Origin of the sequence: Pseudomonas sp. FeS53a, assembly GCF_000931385.1 — a bacterium.
GTDB lineage: Bacteria > Pseudomonadota > Gammaproteobacteria > Pseudomonadales > Pseudomonadaceae > Metapseudomonas > Metapseudomonas otitidis.
Genome location: NZ_JYFT01000063.1, coordinates 1 through 18,785, shown reverse-complemented (window position 1 = coordinate 18,785; position 18,785 = coordinate 1). Strand labels below are relative to the sequence as shown.

Annotated in this window: 15 protein-coding genes, 3 tRNA genes and 2 pseudogenes; 16 read left to right on the top strand and 4 right to left on the bottom strand. The window is 55.9% G+C overall.

The window, feature by feature from the left end:
- Positions 1 to 4 precede the first annotated feature (4 nt).
- The 4 genes from SZ55_RS19810 (at position 5) to SZ55_RS19795 (ending at position 4,311) form a co-directional block, all read left to right on the top strand.
- Positions 5 to 1,003, top strand: coding sequence for an outer membrane protein assembly factor BamD (locus tag SZ55_RS19810; RefSeq protein WP_044410365.1), 999 nt, complete (start codon positions 5 to 7; stop codon positions 1,001 to 1,003).
- Between the two features lie 146 nt (positions 1,004 to 1,149).
- A complete protein-coding gene (locus SZ55_RS19805) occupies positions 1,150 to 1,386 on the top strand; it encodes a PP0621 family protein (protein WP_044410363.1) in 237 nt (78 codons plus the stop codon).
- On the top strand, positions 1,373 to 2,968 hold the full coding sequence (locus SZ55_RS19800) for a sensor histidine kinase (RefSeq protein WP_044410360.1): 1,596 nt from the start codon (positions 1,373 to 1,375) through the stop codon (positions 2,966 to 2,968). Before SZ55_RS19805 ends, SZ55_RS19800 begins: the two co-directional genes overlap by 14 nt.
- Before the next feature lie 2 nt (positions 2,969 to 2,970).
- The gene (locus SZ55_RS19795; RefSeq protein WP_044410357.1) at positions 2,971 to 4,311 is read left to right on the top strand and encodes a sigma-54-dependent transcriptional regulator; all 1,341 of its coding nucleotides are present in this window, start codon (positions 2,971 to 2,973) and stop codon (positions 4,309 to 4,311) included.
- A 12-nt stretch (positions 4,312 to 4,323) separates the two neighbouring features.
- Here SZ55_RS19795 and thiO read toward each other — a convergent pair whose 3' ends face one another.
- Positions 4,324 to 5,406 carry a glycine oxidase ThiO gene (gene thiO / locus SZ55_RS19790; protein ID WP_044410354.1) on the bottom strand — a complete coding sequence of 361 codons (1,083 nt, stop codon included), beginning with the start codon at positions 5,404 to 5,406 and terminating at the stop codon, positions 4,324 to 4,326.
- Positions 5,407 to 5,511: 105 nt separating this feature from the next.
- On the opposite strand from thiO, the gene SZ55_RS27635 reads away from it, so the two are divergent.
- Positions 5,512 to 5,997, top strand: a complete 486-nt coding sequence (locus SZ55_RS27635) for a GspH/FimT family pseudopilin (RefSeq protein WP_160298849.1) — start codon at positions 5,512 to 5,514, stop codon at positions 5,995 to 5,997.
- A gap of 212 nt (positions 5,998 to 6,209) precedes the next feature.
- On the opposite strand, the pseudogene SZ55_RS29170 reads toward SZ55_RS27635, so the two are convergent.
- Positions 6,210 to 6,705 (bottom strand): annotated as a pseudogene (locus SZ55_RS29170) (transposase); the annotation flags it as partial.
- Positions 6,706 to 7,063: 358 nt separating this feature from the next.
- On the opposite strand from SZ55_RS29170, the pseudogene SZ55_RS19780 reads away from it, so the two are divergent.
- From SZ55_RS19780 to SZ55_RS19755, 8 genes and pseudogenes are all read left to right on the top strand, one after another.
- Positions 7,064 to 8,227, top strand: a pseudogene (locus tag SZ55_RS19780) (IS3 family transposase).
- A gap of 354 nt (positions 8,228 to 8,581) precedes the next feature.
- Positions 8,582 to 9,055, top strand: a complete 474-nt coding sequence (locus SZ55_RS27630) for a pilus assembly FimT family protein (RefSeq protein WP_082078299.1) — start codon at positions 8,582 to 8,584, stop codon at positions 9,053 to 9,055.
- 7 nt (positions 9,056 to 9,062) lie between these two features.
- The gene (gene pilV / locus SZ55_RS29165; RefSeq protein WP_044410348.1) at positions 9,063 to 9,635 is read left to right on the top strand and encodes a type IV pilus modification protein PilV; all 573 of its coding nucleotides are present in this window, start codon (positions 9,063 to 9,065) and stop codon (positions 9,633 to 9,635) included.
- A complete protein-coding gene (locus SZ55_RS27620; RefSeq protein WP_082078298.1) occupies positions 9,632 to 10,372 on the top strand; it encodes a PilW family protein in 741 nt (246 codons plus the stop codon). The genes pilV and SZ55_RS27620 overlap by 4 nt, the downstream gene beginning before the upstream one ends.
- Positions 10,369 to 10,944, top strand: a complete 576-nt coding sequence (locus SZ55_RS27615) for a pilus assembly PilX family protein (protein ID WP_082078297.1) — start codon at positions 10,369 to 10,371, stop codon at positions 10,942 to 10,944. Before SZ55_RS27620 ends, SZ55_RS27615 begins: the two co-directional genes overlap by 4 nt.
- A gap of 9 nt (positions 10,945 to 10,953) precedes the next feature.
- On the top strand, positions 10,954 to 14,460 hold the full coding sequence (locus SZ55_RS19760) for a pilus assembly protein (protein WP_044410838.1): 3,507 nt from the start codon (positions 10,954 to 10,956) through the stop codon (positions 14,458 to 14,460).
- A 3-nt stretch (positions 14,461 to 14,463) separates the two neighbouring features.
- Complete coding sequence (locus SZ55_RS28145) at positions 14,464 to 14,793, top strand: PilY2 family type 4a fimbrial biogenesis protein (protein WP_152644523.1); 330 nt, start codon at positions 14,464 to 14,466, stop codon at positions 14,791 to 14,793.
- Positions 14,783 to 15,196: a type IV pilin protein gene (locus tag SZ55_RS19755; protein ID WP_044410346.1), complete on the top strand. Its 414-nt coding sequence runs from the start codon at positions 14,783 to 14,785 to the stop codon at positions 15,194 to 15,196. The genes SZ55_RS28145 and SZ55_RS19755 overlap by 11 nt, the downstream gene beginning before the upstream one ends.
- 45 nt (positions 15,197 to 15,241) lie before the next feature.
- On the opposite strand, the gene SZ55_RS19750 is transcribed toward SZ55_RS19755, so the two are convergent.
- Together SZ55_RS19750 and SZ55_RS19745 are read right to left on the bottom strand one after the other, a co-directional pair.
- The gene (locus SZ55_RS19750; RefSeq protein WP_044410343.1) at positions 15,242 to 15,574 is read right to left on the bottom strand and encodes a PilZ domain-containing protein; all 333 of its coding nucleotides are present in this window, start codon (positions 15,572 to 15,574) and stop codon (positions 15,242 to 15,244) included.
- Between the two features lie 9 nt (positions 15,575 to 15,583).
- Entirely contained in the window at positions 15,584 to 17,881 is a 2,298-nt protein-coding gene (locus tag SZ55_RS19745; protein WP_044410340.1) for a DUF1631 domain-containing protein, read from the bottom strand.
- A gap of 202 nt (positions 17,882 to 18,083) precedes the next feature.
- Between SZ55_RS19745 and SZ55_RS19740 the strand changes: the two genes are divergently transcribed.
- From SZ55_RS19740 to SZ55_RS19730, 3 genes are all read left to right on the top strand, one after another.
- Positions 18,084 to 18,159, top strand: a tRNA-Asn gene (locus tag SZ55_RS19740).
- A gap of 10 nt (positions 18,160 to 18,169) precedes the next feature.
- Positions 18,170 to 18,246 (top strand) — tRNA-Pro (locus SZ55_RS19735).
- An 11-nt stretch (positions 18,247 to 18,257) separates the two neighbouring features.
- Positions 18,258 to 18,333 (top strand) — tRNA-Lys (locus SZ55_RS19730).
- Positions 18,334 to 18,785: the final 452 nt, after the last annotated feature.

Genomic DNA, 18,785 nt, shown 5'->3' with positions numbered 1-18,785 from the left:
CACCATGCAAGTGAAACACCTGCTGCTGATCGCCATTCTCGCCCTCACCGCCGCGTGTTCCTCCAAAGAAGTGGTCGACGAGAACCTGAGCGAGTCCGAGCTGTACCAGCAGGCTCAGTCCGACCTGGACAACAAGAGCTATTCCAGCGCCGTCGCCAAGCTCAAGGCCCTCGAGTCCCGCTACCCCTTCGGGCGCTACGCCGAGCAGGCCCAGCTCGAGCTGATCTACGCCTACTACAAGAACGTCGAGCCGGAGGCCGCCAAGTCGGCCGCCGAGCGTTTCATCCGTCTGCACCCGCAGCACGCCAACGTCGATTACGCCTACTACCTGAAGGGCCTGGCCTCCTTCGAACAGGATCGTGGCCTGCTGGCGCGCTTCCTGCCGCTGGACATGACCAAGCGTGACCCGGGTGCCGCCCGCGACTCCTACAACGAGTTCGCCCAGCTCACCAGCCGCTACCCCCACAGCCGCTACGCGCCGGACGCCAAGCAGCGCATGGTCTACCTGCGTAACCTGCTGGCCGCCTACGAAATCCACGTCGCCCACTACTACCTGACCCGCCAGGCCTATGTCGCCGCCGGCAACCGCGGTCGCTACGTGGTGGAGAACTTCCAGGGCACCCCCGCCGTGGGCGATGGCCTGGCCGTGATGGTGGAGTCCTACCAGCGCCTGGGTCTGGATGACCTGGCTGCGACCAGCCTGGAAACCCTGAAGCTGAACTACCCCGAGCACCCGAGCCTGGTCGATGGCCAGTTCGTGCCCCGCGAGGACGAAGCCGACAACCGCAGCTGGCTGGCCAAGGCCACCCTCGGCCTGATCGAGAGCGAAGCGCCGCTGCCCCCGGGCCAGACCCGCGCCAACCAGGACGTGATCAAGCAGTACGAAGATGCCAGGGAAGAAATCCCGGACGAGCTCCAGCCCGAGAACGCCTCGGCTGGTGGCGATACCGGCGGCAAGAAGCGCTCCTGGTTCAGCTACATGACCTTCGGCCTCTTCGACTGAGGCGGATGGACAGTAAAAAGAGGCCTGCGGGCCTCTTTTTTCATGCCTGCGAGGACACAGTGCACAGCACTGCCTTTAGCTGCTGGGCGTGGGGAAACGCCTTGGCTTAAACTGCTGGCCTTTCCCCGGACACTCGAGTTCGACGCATGTTGCGCCTGATCTTCTGGATTGCCGTCATTTTTGCTGCCGTATGGGTATGGCGCCGCATGAAGGCCCGCCCGCCCCGCCAGGAGGCTCCGCCCTCCGAGCCGGCCGCCAGCCCCATGGTTCGCTGCGCCCAGTGTGGCGTCCACGTTCCCCAGGCCGAAGCCCTGCCCAGTGCCCAGCGCTGGTACTGCAGCCAGGCCCACCTCGAACAAGGCAAGGCCAGTGGCGAGCACTGAGTCGCCCTCCCTGGCGAGCAATCAGATCCGACGGATCTTCCGCCTTTACAACCTGTACCGCCTGCTCATCGGCCTGGCGCTGGTCGGGCTGATTTCCAGTGAGCTGGACAGCGAGTTGCTGAACCTGGCCCGTGTCCAGCTGTTCCGCAATGCCAGCTGGTTCTACCTGCTGTTGAACATCCTCATTGCGCTGATGGTGCGCCGCCCCCAGCACATGCTGCAGGTGTTCAGCCTGGCGCTGGTGGACGTCATCCTGCTGTCCTGCATCTTCTATGCAGCAGGCGGTTCGCCCAGCGGCATCGGCAACCTGATCATCGTTGCGGTGGCCATTGCCAACATCCTGCTGCGCGGGCGTATCGGGCTGCTGATCGCCGCCGTCGCCGCCATCGGGATGATCTACCTGACCTTCTACCTGAGCTTGTCCCGCCCGGAAGCGGCCAACCAGTACGTACAGGCCGGTGCGCTCGGTGCCCTGTGCTTTGCAGGCGCCCTGTTCGTGCAGGGCATCAGCCGGCGCCTGCAGTTGAGCGAGACCCTGGCCGAGCAGCGTGCTGCCGACGTGGCCAATCTGGAAGCGCTCAACGCGCTCATCCTGCAGCGCATGCGCACGGGCATCCTGGTGCTGGACAGCCGCCACCGGGTGTTGCTGGCCAACCAGGCTGCCCAGGCGATGCTGGGGCACGACGGGCTGGCGGGGCGCCTCCTCGGGCCGCACTGCCCGGAGCTGCTCAAGCGACTGGAGCAGTGGTGGGACAACCCGACCCTCCGCCCCCAGAGCCTGCAGCCGGTACCCGACGGCGCAGTGCTGCAGCCCAGCTTCGTCCAGCTGCAGCGTGGCGAGCAGCTGGATACGCTGGTCTTCCTCGAAGACATCTCGCAGATCGCCCAGCAGGCGCAGCAGCTGAAGCTGGCTTCCCTGGGGCGGCTGACCGCCGGTATCGCCCATGAGATCCGCAATCCCCTGGGCGCCATCAGTCATGCCGCCCAGCTGTTGCAGGAGTCCGAAGAGCTGGAGGGGCCCGACCGCCGCCTGGCGCAGATCATCCAGGACCATTCCAGGCGGATGAACCTCGTCATCGAGAACGTCCTGCAACTGTCGCGGCGCCGCCAGTCGGAACCGCAGTTGCTGGATCTCAAGTACTGGCTGCACCGATTCGCCAGCGAGTTCCGCAGCGCTTCACCGGTGGGGCAGACCCTTCACCTGGAGACGAACCCGGGCAGTATCCAGACCCGCATGGACCCCCACCAGCTCACACAGGTGCTGACCAACCTGGTGCAGAACGGCCTGCGCTACAGCGCGCAGAAAAATCGCCAGGGGCAGGTCTGGCTGAAGCTCTTCCGTGACGCCGAGAGCGACCTGCCCATACTGGAAGTGATGGACGATGGCCCCGGCGTCGCCGAGGAGCAGCTCCATCACCTGTTCGAGCCCTTCCACACCACGGAGAACAAGGGCACCGGACTCGGCCTGTACATCTCCCGCGAGCTGTGCGAGAGCAACCAGGCCCGCCTTGACTATCGACCCCGCGAAGGCGGCGGCAGCTGTTTCCGCATCACCTTCGCCCATCCGCGAAAACTGAGTTGACCATGACCCGACAGAGAGCCCTGATCGTCGACGACGAGCCCGATATCCGCGAACTGCTGGAGATCACCCTCGGCCGGATGAAGCTGGACACCCGCAGCGCCCGCAACGTCAAGGAGGCCCGCGAGTGGCTGGCCCGCGAACCGTTCGACCTCTGCCTGACGGACATGCGCCTGCCCGATGGCACCGGGCAGGAGCTGGTGCAGTACATCCAGCAGCGCCATCCCCAGGTGCCGGTGGCCATGATCACGGCCTACGGCAGCCTGGATACCGCCATCAATGCCCTCAAGGCCGGTGCCTTCGACTTCCTGACCAAGCCAGTGGACCTTGGCCGTCTGCGCGAGCTGGTGGCGACTGCCCTGCGGCTGCGCAGCGGCGAGTCGGATGAAGAAGCCAGCGTCGACAGCCGCCTGCTGGGCGAATCGCCCCCCATGCGGGCGTTGCGCAACCAGATCCAGAAGCTCGCCCGCAGCCAGGCGCCCGTCTACATCAGCGGCGAGTCGGGCAGCGGCAAGGAGCTGGTCGCACGACTCATCCATGAGCAGGGCCCGCGCGCCAGTCACCCCTTCGTGCCGGTGAACTGCGGTGCCATTCCGTCGGAGCTGATGGAGAGCGAGTTCTTCGGCCACAAGAAGGGCAGCTTCACCGGCGCCATCGAGGACAAGCAGGGCCTGTTCCAGGCTGCCCACGGCGGCACCCTGTTCCTCGACGAAGTGGCGGACCTGCCGCTGCCCATGCAGGTCAAGCTGCTGCGGGCCATCCAGGAAAAGGCGGTACGTGCCGTCGGCGGCCAGCAGGAGGTGGTTGTGGATGTGCGCATCCTCAGTGCCACTCACAAGGACCTGGCTGCCGAGGTGGCTGCCGGGCGATTCCGCCAGGACCTGTTCTACCGGCTCAACGTGATCGAACTGGGGGTGCCACCGTTGCGTGAGCGCCGCGAAGACATTCCCCGCCTGGCGGACGTGATGCTCAAGCGCCTGGCCGAAGCCTGCTCGCTGCCGGCCGCGACCCTTACCCGTGATGCGCTGGAGAAGCTCAAGACCTACCGCTTCCCCGGCAATGTGCGCGAGCTGGAGAACATGCTCGAGCGGGCCTACACCCTGTGCGAGAACGACCAGATCCAGCCCCATGACCTGCGCTTCACCGAGGCTGCTGGCGCGGCAGAAGGCGGCGAGGCAGACCTCGCCAAGATCGACAACCTCGAGGACTACCTCGAGGAGATCGAGCGCAAGCTGATCATGCAGGCCCTGGAAGAGACCCGCTGGAACCGCACGGCAGCAGCCCAGCGCCTTGGGCTGACCTTCCGTTCCATGCGTTACAGGCTGAAGAAGCTGGGGATCGACTGATCCCCAGGCAGGTCAAAGACGAGCGCTGGGCGCGTAGGGGGTGGGGTCGACAATCGGCTCGCGCCCCAGCATGAGGTCCGCCAACAGCCGGCAGGAAGCCGGCGCAAGAACCAGCCCGTTGCGGTAGTGGCCGCAGTTGAGCCAGAGCCCCTCGAACCCCGGTACCGGCCCGATGAACGGGATGCCATCGGGCGAGCCCGGCCGCAACCCCGCCCAGTGCCCGACGATGGGCTGTTTCGCCAGCGCAGGAATCAGCTCCTCCGCAGAAGCCTGGAGACTCTCCCGCGCCACGTCGGTAGGCGTCTTGTCGAAACCCTCATGCTCCAGGGTGCTGCCCACGAGGATGTGGCCATCCCGGCGCGGAATGGCATAGCGCCCCTTGGCCAGCACCATGCTGGGCAGGAAGCCCGGCTCGCACTTGTAGAGGATCATCTGCCCCTTCACCGGCTCGACCGGCAGCGAGAGGCCGAGCGTTGCAAGCAGCTTGCCGCTCCAGGCGCCAGTTGCAACTACAATCTTGTCGAGATTTATATCGCCCAACTCGGTTTTTACTTTCCATCGTTTTTTTTCTGAAAATATACCCCGTACTGTGCAGTTTTCATGTAGTTGCGCACCCTGTTTCAGTAGATATTTTTTAAGTGATTGGGCTAGTCTCGGATTTCTGATATTCGATATTTGAGGGGAGTGAAGTGCGCTTGCATAATTTGGAGCTATAAAGGGTAGTGAATTTATTAGTTTTTTGTTGCTGATTATTGTTGTTTTGAAGTTATTCAAATTCGCCCAAGAAAGAGCTGCTTGAATATCTTCAATATCTAGCCAGTAAATTCCGCACTGGTAAAGTTCAGGGTCGATATTGGTTGCATTGTAAATTCTTTTAGTGAGAGGTTTGTATAGTTCTTCTGAGTGATTCGCCAGTGTGGTGATTGGATGGCTGTATCTCCAAGGGTATAGGGGAGAAATAATACCGCCACCTGCCCAAGAGGACTCTTTCCCCGTATTGCCTTGTTCGAAAATACTTATTTTTATGCCGCTCTCGATCAGCTCGTAGGCAGATAGCAGCCCGATGATCCCACCACCAATGATGCCTATATGCATGATTTCTCCTTGATTTTGAGAGTTTACGTCAGGCGCTAACGGGATTTTCTCATAGAGCACTCGCGCTGTCCCCGCTACCGTTAAATATTTTGACGGGGAATGACCATGCGAGGATTCACATTAACTGAGCTTTTGGCTGTTACGGTACTTGTTTTTTTGTTAGGTGCGGGTTGTGTGGTGGTCTTTCATTGGTTTGCTGGCGTTCGTATGAGCATAGCTGCCGATGATTATGTCGCGGGGATTCGGCTTGCAAGGGAGCTGGCAGTAGTGCGGGGTAATAGATATTGCTGGACTCAAGTTGAAGACAAGAGTTCGCAGGGGTGGATGGTGGCTGAGGGTGGTGAAAAGGTAATTATGGAAAGTAAAAGTAATTTTAATAAAAAAATGCAGGTGCGTAATACGCGTACTTTAGTGGCTGGGGTATGTTTCGATTCGACTGGTGTTGCGCTTATGCCAAACGGGGCCTTTCAAGCTGGGTCTATTTATCTTTGTGATCACATGGGTAAAGGAGTCAGAATCACAGTAAATCGAGGTGGAAGAGTGAGGCGATCTTTCGGTCTTACAGAACTGGAAGGTTGCAATAGCTTATAGAGGTTTTGGGGTTAGAAATTAAGATTGATCACTATGCGAATTTTATGGCGGCTGATAGTGTAATAGCTTGCTGCCTAGGGGGGTTAGGCATATACCCGGCTTTCCTGAAGAAACTTGGAACAAGACAATGACAGGTGTGACCGAATTCCTTTTTAGCTCGTTTCGGCGACAGGCTTCACCAGGAACTTGGTTTTTGACCGGGTTTCTGCGTCTCACAGGCACAGTTTACCTGTATTCGTCAGCAAGCGCCGGCGCGCCATCCACAGCCAATAGTGTGACCAATTGAGCAGTTTTTTGTAACCCCCAGGAAGCGCACTCTGAGGTAGTCGAACTGCCGTTTGTTTGTCCGGATATATGGTCAAGCTTGGTCCGTACCTGGGCTTTTGCCTTCTCGACTTTGCGCTGTGTCTTGTATAAAGCAAGGCGTCTGCTCAGCTGTTTAGGTGCTGCGCCGGGCGGCGATTTTTCAGATGACGTCATGCCTTGCGTGCTCGGAACGCTTCTCCACCCCGGTGTAGCCAGCACCGGTACATATCATGTTCTTCTCGCCCTTAGCAATTTGTCGATATGGGTAACTTTGGCCGCATTGGCCACCGTGCCCACGGCGCTGCACCAGGCCAACCCTAGCATCGGCGCCTATATATAGGCCTATATGCCGAAGCAGTATTGGCCGCTCTTCTGCAATCTAATGTATCTCGGATCACGCTTTAGCGATGGTGTCGAACAGTATTCCCTCCGTAGCCGGATTGCGGAGGGCAAACCAGTTTTGCAGTGGGTGAATACGCAACATAGGTTCAGCAGATACGGTGGAGGGCCACTTGCCCGCCTTGGGGGCGCGCAATCAGCGACAACAGCACTGTCCAAGGCTGATCCTTCCCTGCCAGAAATTGTTCGCGTCGGGATGTTTGATTTTGCTAGCGTAAGCCAGAAAAGCTCATTTGGGTCATGCGGCACGAACCAGGGGCTGTGGGGGCATTGCAGCTGATCAGGCGGGACCTTTCTGTAGTGGTCTACTGATCCCGGACACCCATTTAGGGCGAGAATGCTCGCCATAGAGAGGTGTCTGATGACCAAGCAACGTCGTTCCTTTACGCCCGAATTCAAACGAGAGGCCGCTGGTCTGGTGCTCGATCAGGGCTACAGCCATATCGAAGCAGCTCGCTCGCTGGGGCTGGTTGAATCGGCGCTTCGTCGCTGGGTAAAACAGCTCCAAGAGGAGCGCCAGGGCGTTACCCCGAAGAGTAAGGCATTGACTCCCGAACAGCAGAAAATCCAGGAGCTGGAAGCCAGGATCGACCGACTGGCACGGGAGAAAGCGATCCTAAAAAAGGCTACCGCTCTCTTGATGTCGGACGAGTTCAATCGTACGCGCTGATAGACCAGTTGAGTGAGCGGGAGTCGGTGGAAGTGGTCTGTTCAGCCTTCGACGTGGTGCGGTCTTGCTACTACGCCCATCGTCTACGCCGCTGCCGTGTTGATGCACGCTGGGCTGCCCTGCGCAGTCAGGTCAATCAGCTGTTCAACCAGAGTCGAGGCTCGGCTGGCAGCCGCAGTATTCTGGGCATGCTGCGTGAGGATGGCGTAAGCATTGGCCGCTTTAGCGTGCGTCGGTTAATGCGCGAGTTGGGCTTGGTCAGCATACAACCAGGCTCGCACGCGTACAAGCAGGCTACGGTTGAACGGTCAGATATCCCGAACCGGCTGAACCGTGCGTTCGCCACCGAACGACCTAACCAGGTGTGGTGCGGCGACATCACCTACATCTGGGCGCAAGGCCGCTGGAATTACTTAGCTGTGGTGCTGGATCTGCATGCACGACGAGTAATTGGCTGGGCATTCTCCGCCAAGCCGGATGCGGAGTTGGTCATCAAGGCGTTGGATATGGCCTACGGGCAACGAGGCAAGCCGCAGCAGGTGCTGTTTCACTCCGATCAGGGTAGTCAGTACGCCAGCCGCCTGTTTCGGCAGCGGCTGTGGCGATATCGAATGGAGCAGAGTATGAGCCGTCGAGGTAACTGCTGGGACAACTCACCGATGGAGCGGTTGTTCCGCAGTTTGAAGTCGGAGTGGGTTCCGCCGACCGGTTACCTAACGGCCCAAGAGGCACAACGGGACGTCAGATCACTATCTGATGCATCGCTACAACTGGGTCAGGCCGCATCAATTCAGCGACGGGCTGCCGCCCGCCGTTGCCGAAGAAAAACTTAACCCACTGTCCGAGATGGGTTGACCACAACATTCGGAGCTTCTCTTGGTTACTCGGACCAACTTGCGCTTGGGGGCAGACCCTTGTCTCGCGCCCAGCTTGTGAGCCGGTTCGGGGTCGCATCAGGCTCGTGGCCACAGTACGATAGCTCGTTTCTTAACGTCGATTAAGTTCAAGACGGTATTCTTGCGCTCATGAACGTTCCTTCAGTACGGTTTGAGCCTGCTCGAAAGCGGCCTTATTTAAGGGATAGAGCCCAACACTAAGGTTAAATAGTGAGCCGACCGTCGCCTCGAAAGATCCGCATGTCGGCAATCCGTAGAGGCTAAAGAGGTATGATGGGAGTATTGCGATGGGAAAAATACTAGAGAGCTTTCCATGCTGCGTCTAAAGGTAAATGGATTTACTCTGATTGAAATGATCATTGTGGTTGCACTTCTGGCAATATTTCTCGCTCTAGCTGTTCCGAATTTTAGTAGCTTTGTGAGAGATAATCGTCTACAGGCTGCCGCCGGTAATGTCAGATCTTTGGCAGAGTTCGCCCGAATGGAGGCGGCAACGAGGGGAGGGCAAACTAATTTTGCAATCTCGGGCTCTCTGATTACGGTCTCTTATAATGTAGATCTAGTCAAGAAGTTTGATCTTCCCTCGGGAGTTTCAATTTCAAAATCTGCTGACTCTACTAGTTTCTCTCTTAATGGCGGTGCTTCTAAGGCTTTGGCTTTGATTTTGTGCGAGCGCGATGATGCCTCAAGCGCTTACAAAGTAGTGATTGAGAGAAGTGGAAGAGTGCGTGTGAGCTCTAGGGGTAGAGATGAAAGTGGTAAAGCCTTAGTCTCGTGCACATTGTGAGGAAAGTATGAAGCAAGAGTTTGGATTTAGCCTGGTTGAAGTGCTTGTTGCGCTTATCGTAATTAGCGTAGGCGTGCTAGGGTTAGTGGCTCTTCAGGGTAGAACTTTGCAGTATACTAACGAATCTTCGCAGCGTACAAATGCTGTAATGCTTGCCAATGATTTGGTTGAGCTAATGAGGAGCAATAGGGCTGCTCTTGTTGGTGCTAATGGTTTGATTCGGCCGGATTCTCCATATTTTAAATTGTCTGGGTCCGGTTTTCCTAATAGTGTTGTCGCATCGTGCGCAACCTCAGCGGGTTGTAGCTCGGCAGAAATGGCTCAAACGCATTTAGCAAATTGGGCCACGCAGGTTAGGAATACCTTGCCGCTAGGGAATGATGCGGCAGGTTTTTTCTCTGGGCAGTATGTGATTTGCAGGACGCAGTCTCCCACAGTCGCTAGCCCTTGTTCTGATACCGGATCTAATATAATGATTCAGATAGCATGGCAGGGAAAAGAGGCATGCCCGGCGGGAGCGACGTGCACTTCCATTGATCAAGGTAGACGTGAGTTCTACAGGGTGACTTTTCAGCCATGAGACATAAAATTGATTTTCAGGCGGGTTTGTCATTGGTTGAGTTGTTGATAGCTCTGGTTGTAAGTGCATTTCTTATTTTGGGAGTGACACAGATTTATATTGATAACAAGTCTAGCTATCTCGCTCAGCAGGCTGTAGGGGAATTACAAGGTAATAGCCGTTTTGCCTTGCGTTTTCTGGAGCAACTGATAATGAAGGCAGGCTATAAATCTTTGCCACAGGATAGTCGAGAAATGGCTTTCCCCGCTCTTGTAGCTCAAGGTGGATGTCCGTCTTTTGCTGCTGGCCAAGTTGTAGGAGTGACCTCTTCTGGGAAAGGTGTTTGCTTGCGTTATCAGCGGCGTAGTGTCGGAGAGTTGGACTGCCTAGGAGCACCTATAAGCGTTAGTGCTGCAATAACGACTAAAATTGAATTGAGCAGTAATGGCGAGCTCCTTTGCTCGGCGCAGGGCAGTGCTTCCCAAGCGATGTTTTCGGGTGTATCTGATCTTCAAATTGTTTTAGGTGTTGACTTGAATTCGGATAGAATAGTCGATGCCTACATCGCGAATCCAACAGTTGGGTCTGTTGTTTCCGTCCGGATGGCTTTTCTCCAGAGAAGTGACAACACAAACGTAGCTTTAGGTAAACAGGATTATAATTTTCCGCTCTCGTCAGCTGCATCTACTACCGCAGTGGATAAACGCGTATATAGGTCAACTCAAAGTACATTTACTGTGCGGAATTATGCTCAATGAGTAATCAACTTAAAGATGTTGGGTTGCAGCGAGGTGCCGCGCTGTTTATAAGCTTGATACTCTTGCTTGTGGTAACTTTGCTTGCTGTGGCAAGTATTAAGGGAGTGGCTCTTGATGAGCGTTTAGTCGGTAATCTGAGAGAGCTTCAGATTGTCAGTCAGGCTGCTGAATCTGCGTTGCGGGAGGGAGAGTATCGATTGACCGTGACTCCGTCGCCTCCTTCCACGGCGACCGTGTGCGATGCTTCAGTAAGCTTGTGTGTTCTTAAAAAACCAATACTAAGTCTTCATGCTCAGGATTGGAGTTGGTGGGATAACGACGCTAACTCGAAGAGCTATAAAGGTTCTGCAGGAGTTAAAAATTTGATTTTTGGCTTGCAGACGCAGCCGAGGTGGTTTGCGGTCTTTATCGGTTTCGATCCTCAAAATTCACAGGGCACAGTTGAGGTGACGGATATCGACGAGCGCCGCCGTGGTGTGGGACCATATTATTATGAAGTCAACGCGGCCTCAAGAGGTTCATCTCAACGAGTAATGACAGTTATTCAAAGTAAGTTAGTTCAGCGTTTCTAGGGTGTGTTTATGACCATTGAATTTAATGTTAAGAGTATTTTGTCGGCCGGTTTTTCTGTGGTGATTTTGCTTTCGGCTGAACAATTGCAGGCAGCTGCACTAACTATCAGTCAGCAACCGCTTTTTTTGAATGAATCAGTCGATCCTAATATATTGGTTACAATTGATGACTCGGGTAGTATGGCATTTGCTTATGCGCCGGACGCAATATCGGCTAATAAGGCTCGAGTGTATTTTAAGTCTAGTGCATATAATCCTATGTACTACAATCCGTCTGTTGTGTACAAGCTTCCAAAAAAAGTAACAGTGGTGAATGGTAACTTACAGGTTTCCGATTATCCTGCGCCCTCTTTTACCGCAGCATGGCGTAATGGCTTTACTCAAGCCGGAAGTGTAAATTTATCTAATGCTTACCGAGCGACTGTCGAATACGGGCGAGGTTACGATGAGGAGACCGGAAATTTCTCTTCTGCTTACTACTATAACTATGTGCCTTCAGGCTGTGCAAATCCTTCTCTGACTAACGAGGCGTGTTATAAATTAGTCACTGTAGGGGCTGCCGAGCAAAGCAATTTCGCAATTTGGTATTCTTTTTACAGGACTCGCTCGCTCTCAACGCAGTCAGCAGCTAGCCTAGCCTTCTACAGCCTTCCTGAGAATGTGCGTGTTACTTGGCAGGTTCTAAACAACGGTAGCTGCAATAATATCGGATCAGGTTCAGCTGCTGGGAACTGCTTTACTAACTATCTTCGTCCATTTTCCGGTAGTCATCGCGCAAATTTTTACAGCTTCCTTGAGCGTTTGACCGTTACAGGTGGAACGCCCTTACGCTCAGCTCTACAACGAGCTGGTAGTTTTTTGTCTAAAACAGGGGTTAATGGCCCCTATGCCGCAGTGCCTGGCACTAGCTCTAGCCCGGAATATGCATGCCGTCCAACTTACAATATTATGATGACCGATGGCCTCTGGAACGGAGATACCATTAATATTGGCAACTACGATAATGTTGCAAGGACGCTTCCTGATGGTACTAGCTATACTGCTAAAGCGCCTTACAAGGATGAGGCTAGCAATACGTTGGCTGACCTTGCGTTCCAATACTGGGCTACCGATGCGAGGCCTGATCTCGCTAATCGTTTGGCGCCCTATGCCCCTTATAAGAATACCGATGCTATAGCTCAGTATTTTGATCCAAGAAATAATCCAGCCACTTGGCAGCATATGGTTACTTACACTTTGGGGCTCGGATTGACCACTAGCCTTACTAACCCACGGTGGGGGGGGAGTACGTTCAGTGGTGATTATTCGCAGTTGTCGTCGGGAGGTAAAGTATGGCCCAATGCCGCTGATAATAGCGCTAATAACGTGTATGATTTGTGGCACGCAGCGATAAACGGTCGTGGAGAATTTTTTAGTGTTGACAGCCCCGATGCAATGGCAGAAGCATTTTCAACTATTCTCAGTCGAATTGCTGATAGAGACACCTCTGCTGCCGCCGTGTCTTTGGAGTCAGCAGTAACAACAGCGGGTAATGAAGCTTACTATGCTCGCTTTTCAAGTCAAAACTGGAGTGGGCAACTTATTAAGTATGATGTTGTTAGTGACTCGCTTACTGGTGGCGTGACTTTGTCACCCTCTTGGGATGCGCGTGATACATTGAATGCGCAATCTCCTGCGTCGCGTAATATTAAGTTCGCCTCCGGCGGCCAACTCAGAGATTTTCTTTGGAGTAACCTTAGCACTGTTCAGCGAGCTTTATTGCAAAAAGATGAAGATGGAAACGCCGAGGCGAATAGTGCAAATGCCCAACTTCGCGTCAGCTATATCCGAGGCGATAGGTCTAATGAGGGCACGGTAGCCGGGCGTTTTCGTGAGCGCACTGCAGTGCTGGGGGACATCATTTATTCAAGCCCCGTGATCGTTGCCAAGCCAGATAGTCTCCCCGCTCTCATGGATCGCGCGCGAGGTGTTGTCAGTACGGCAAGCGAAGTGCAGTCATATGCCGATTTTTTATCGGCGCAATCGCAACGATCAAAGCGGATCTACGTAGGAGCTAACGATGGAATGCTCCACGGCTTTGACGAGAATGGCATTGAGCGCTTCGCTTTTATACCTACAGCGGTGCTAGACAAGCTTTATCTTCTTTCAGGGCAAAGCTATAAGGGTACTAAACATCGCTTCTTCGTTGATGGAACACCGGTTGTTTCGGATGTCCTGATTAACAATCAATGGCGCACTATACTGATTGGTACTTTGCGCGCAGGCGGCCGTTCGGTTTTTGCTCTTGATGTTACCGAGCCTGGCGATGAAAAATTGCTTTGGGAGTTTAGTGATTCAACCGATGGAGATCTGGGGTATACCTTTACTCGGCCAGTAGTAACTAAGCTCCATGATGGTAACTGGGGAGTTGTGCTTTCTAATGGCTATAACAGTACTAATGATAAGGCAGTATTATTTGTTCTAAATGCCAGTACAGGAGCAGTGATTAAGAAGTTTGTTCTCCCCACAGGCAATGCTGTTAATGGACTTTCTTCGCCGAGAGTTGCGGATATTAATGGTGATTTGATTGCCGACTACGTCTATGCTGGCGACCTACAAGGGAATGTCTGGCGGTTTGATCTTTTTGCAAGTAATTTAACGAATTTTGATGTCATCTCTGCTGATGGCAGCATGACGAATGGCTCTTCGAGCGACTGGCGTATAGCGTTCAACTCCAGTCCCCTATTTGTCGCTACGGTTATAAATACCTCTAATCAAAACGTTAGGCAGCCAATTACTGCGGCGCCTACTCTCATTCGCCATCCGAGTGGGAAGGGCTTCATCGTCACGTTTGGTACTGGTAAATATGTAGAAAGTAGTGATGCGCAAGCTGATACCAGTAAGAACATGACACTTTATGGAGTTTGGGATACTCAAACGGCGCCAACGGGCACAGCGGTTAGCAGCACGCCAACACTTACACGCACGAATCTAGTAGAGCAAACAGTATCAACTCGGAGTTCTGCAACGTTCACAGATCTCGATGCGAGCACTAGTCGTAGCCTGGAGTATCGAATTTTTAGCAGAAATCCCGTGCAGTGGTTTGTTAACGGGGATCCATCCCAAGGCGTGAATCGGTATGGGTGGTATATCGACCTTAAAGAAGGTGGCTCTCGTAAGGGGGAGATGTTAACCACAGATCTCACGGCTCGTGCAAATGTTTTAATTGCGACGACTACCATTCCCAATACTGACCCCTGTGAGGCGGGTATTGATCGCTGGGTCAATGCTATTGATGGTGTCACCGGAGGGGCGACATCTTTTAATGTTTTTGATCTTACAGGTAACAACTACGTTACTGCCGAAGATAGTTATAGTGGGCAAGTTGTTTCAAGTATTCGTACGCCGGGTTATGGTTCGCCAAGTGTTGTTGGTCAAGATGCCTTTATCAATGAGCCAGATGGAATTAGGCGTGAGAGACTGTCTTTTGGTGAGCTAAGCAAGGGGCGTCAGTCATGGCGTGTTGTGGAGGAATAGCTTATGAAATCTACTTTATCTTACTTGAGCTATAGCTTGTTGGCTTATTCAATTGGCTGCTTTGCGAGTGACTTTGAGGATGGTGGCGTGGTTCAGGAAGTAGATGTTCCTCGAAATATGGTTTTGGTCGACGGTGCTTCGTACCACTTGCCTAATTCTGTGAAAGAAAGCTCTGCGCCAACTGGCTTGCCTGCAATTATGCAGTTAGAGAAAGGTATGTATGTTTTTTTCTACTGCAAAGATTCTTCCAAAAAAGAAATAGACTCCATATCAATTCACTCCAGAAGGGCGGCAGCCACCACCGATGGCAAGTGGAGTACTGATGAACAGTAAAGGTTTTACACTTATAGAGTTAATGATTGCGGTAGTAGTGCTTTCTGTATTGCTGGCTATAGCAATACCAAGCTACTCACAGTATGTACTCAGGAGTAATCGTACTGAAGCTCAAGCCTACCTAAGTGATGCGGCGGCTAGGCAGGAGCGTTACTTTACGCAAAATAACTCTTATGTAACTAATACATCTGATATATCTAAATTGGGTATTTCTACCCTGTCGAGAACAGGGCTCTACCAGCTTACCGTTTCAGCCGGAAACAGCTCAGACGGTGGTTTTGTTCTTACTGCTACCGCTACCGGTACGCAGTCCCGCGACAAAGACTGTAAGGCTTTAACACTTAATGCAATTGGTTCGCGAGGTTTTACAGGTAGTGGAGCGCTGAATGATTGTTGGAGATAAGCTCTGCTCTGCCTGAACTCTTCCTACACGTATATGTTGTGACGCTCAGATCAGCCCCAACACCACCTCCAACGCCCTGGCCTGATCCTCCGCCAGGTCGATGATGTGGAACCCCGCCCAGGCGTGCTGGCCGTCGGCGCCGGGGCGGCTCCAGAGGCAGTCGGCGCCGAGGCGGACCTCGGTGATGCCGTCCACGGGGTCGGCGGGGACCAGGCGGCACTCCCAGACGGAGTCGGTGGCCAGCGGCGCTTCGCTGAACAGCATGAAGCCATCCAGGGAGAGGTCCACCACGCGGCCCAGGCGGTTGCCGGAATGCAGGTCGTAGACCTCCACCTGGATGCCCGCGTTGTGGCGACTGTGATGACGGCGGTCTTCCATGGTGGCTCCTCAGTTGGCTCGCGGGCTGCGGCCGGTGAAGCGCTGCAGGACCCGGTAGATGGCGCCCAGCGCCCGGTCCATCAGCGGTACGTTGTGTTCGGGGGCGACGATGCGTGCGTTGCCGCGCTCCATGTCCTGTGCCAGCTGGGTGATCGGCTTGATCGCCACGCGCTGGCCGCTGTGGTCGACGAACATGTAGTTGCGGGTCGTCGGGCTGTACCAGGACAGCTTCAGCGTGCGGCTCTGGCCGTTCTCGACGAACTCGAACCAGGTGTTGAACTCCAGGCTTTCCAGCTCCTTGACCAGCGCCTGCGCGCGGGGTGAAAGGGTGGCGGGCAGACGTTCCGCGAGGCTGGCGTCTTCACCCAGCATTTCGCTGAGTGGGCTTTTCGGCAGTTCCGGGTTGAGTTGTGCCGCGACCTGCGGCTGCTTGCCTTGCACGGCGTGCTGGCAAGCCACCAGGTCCTGCAGGAGGCGGCGGATACCGTCCTCGTGGTAGCCACCGAGCAGCTCCAGCCCCTTGCGCAGGTCTTCCAGCATCCCGACCCGCAGCCCCTGGAGGCGCTCACGCCCCCGGGCATCGAGCGGGGTGCCGCTCCAGGCCAGTTGGTCGGCCACCTCGCAGGCGCGTCGCCATTCCTCCCCGGCGTCGCCGTGGCGCAGCAGCACGAACACCAGCACGTCGCTCCAGGTCTGCTCCAGGAAGTGGCGGATGATCTTCGGCAACTCGCGGCCTTCGAGGAGGCGCGCGATGGCGTCCACCGAGCGCTGACGGGCTTCCAGCAGGCGGTCGCGGCCTTTGGCTGCTTCCACCGCGCGGCGCTCACGCAATTCGACCTTGTGGCGCAGTGTGGCGACGTATTCGTTGAACTCGTCCTGCAGGGAATCGAACAGCTGGAGATCGCCGGCAAAGCCGTGGATCACCCGCTCCACCACCCACTGCATCTTCGCCAGCAGACCTTTCTCCTCGCTTTCACCGCCGTACAGCGCACCGGCCTGGGCCATGGTGTTGAGCAGGCGGCGGGCCGGGTGGTGATGCTGGGTGAACAGCGCCTTGTCCTGCAGCGCCACCTTCAGGTAGGGCGTGTGCAGGTGGGAGAGGGCGGTCTTGCAGGTGTCCGGCAGGCTGTCGTCGTCGAGGATGAAGTCGAACAGCATGCCGACCAGGTCGATCACGTCCGCTTCCTGCTCGGCCACCTTTTGTTGGCCCGGCTGCGCGCTGTGGCTTTCCAGTTGCTGGTGCAGGTCCGCCTTCAGGCCCTCGACCCGCTGGGGTTGCTGCAGGCGTGAGGCCAGGTCGTGGGCAGATTGTTGCTGCAAACGATTGAGCGCCTCCAGCAGGTCGGCCGCGCTATAGGTCCGCGTTGCACCCTGCGGGGCATAGCTGGCGATGCTGGGTGTGCCGGTGAAGGCGACCCCGGCTTCCTGATTGAGCCGGCGATGCTCCTCCAGCAATGCCGACAGGCCGCTGTACAACGCACCGGGCTCCTGGGGCGGTGGCGCCGAAAGATCGGCCGGCGGCGCCACCGGGCCGGAGGCGGCGGGCGCCGGAGCATCCTGGCGTGGAGCCGGCTCGCGGGGCTGCGGCTTGGCAGGGGCTGCCTGGCGTTGCGCGGTGTACTTGAGGTTGGGCAAGACGCCGGCATCGATCAGGCGCTTGTTGAGTCCGTCGTACAGGCCATCCAGCCCCTGCATCACCTGCTGGTCGAAGAGCATATAAAGGATGGTCTTGATGCGCAGGGGAAACGGCATGTTCTGCAGCGCATCGCGGAATGACTGGGCGATGACCTGGGGGCCGAAGGGGTTGCTGTCCTCACCGAGCTTGCGGCCGTTGTTGAGCAGCGCCAGGCGCTGGTCCAGCGCAAAGAGTGGCTGGGCACAACGCGCCTTGACCCGGCTGACCATGTTGGTGACCAGCAGGCTTTCTTCGTAGACCTCGTTCTGGATCAGCTCCAGATGGTCGGCGTCCAGCTGGGTGACCTTCGCCTCGGGCTCGCGGCCCTCCATGAAGTCGCCGAACTGCTGGGCGATGCGCTGGTGGTAGAGGCGTTCGATTTGAGGTCGCTGTCGACGGATCTCGCGCATGCTGTCGAAGAACAGCGTCTGCACCTGATTGTTCTCGGCTTTTTCCGCGCATTCGAAAAGGGTGTCGTCGACCTGGGCGAAGACGCCGGTCAGGTGCTCGGCAAGGTGGTTCATCACCAGCTTGCGACAGCCCAGCACGAGATCGCCGAAGCGCGGTTGGATACCTCGGTTGGCCAGCGTGGCGACCGGGCGGGGAGGAGGCGGTGTATCTTGGCGGCTCATGGGCCCTGTCGCCTGGGCCTTGCGGCCGGCGCGTCCTGCGTTGTGTCGGATGAGGCACAGATATAGCAGCGGGCGCATCAACTGCAAAGCACTGAATAAAATCGCTTTTAAGGGGTTGACAGCCGATTCGCCATACGTAAAATGGCGCGCCTCTGCAGCAGCAATCTGAAAGACGAAGCCGCAGAGATTGGAAATGTGAAGTTCCGCGATAGCTCAGTCGGTAGAGCAAATGACTGTTAATCATTGGGTCCCTGGTTCGAGTCCAGGTCGCGGAGCCAACTTCCAAAACGGGGTATAGCGCAGTCCGGTAGCGCGCCTGCTTTGGGAGCAGGATGTCGGGAGTTCGAATCTCTCTACCCCGACCAATCCAAGTTTTGGGTCGTTAGCTCAGTCGGTAGAGCAGTTGGCTTTTAACCAATTGGTCGTAGGTTCGAATCCTACACGACCCACCATATAGACGATCGCCCAGGCATTTCCTGGTCGACGACGAGAAGCCCACCTGAACAGGTGGGCTTTTTCGTTTCTGCTCGTTCGATCCGGCGCGCCGGGTCATCGACCAGACCTTCCGCGACTTCCTTCCTGCTGCCTCCGTCGCCTGCCTGCGTCCGGTTGTCGCAGTTACCCATTCTTTTCAGGTCTGCTGGCCGACATCGTCTGTCTGGTGCGTTCCGTCGAGCGCCGTTTCGCCTGCCCGTCTTCCGCTGCATCCGCTCAGGTCTGGAGTCGGACCTGTCGGGTCTGAGTCCCCCGCCTTATCCACCGCGAATGCCCTGTCATGCACATGGTCTTTCCTCGTCCCAGGGGCTGGGAAAGACTCCGCCCCACGTCAGAACGGCCCGGGACACCACCACCCCCCGGCCGGGCGTGCCGGGCCGTTCTGACGTGGGGCGGAGTCTTTCCCAGG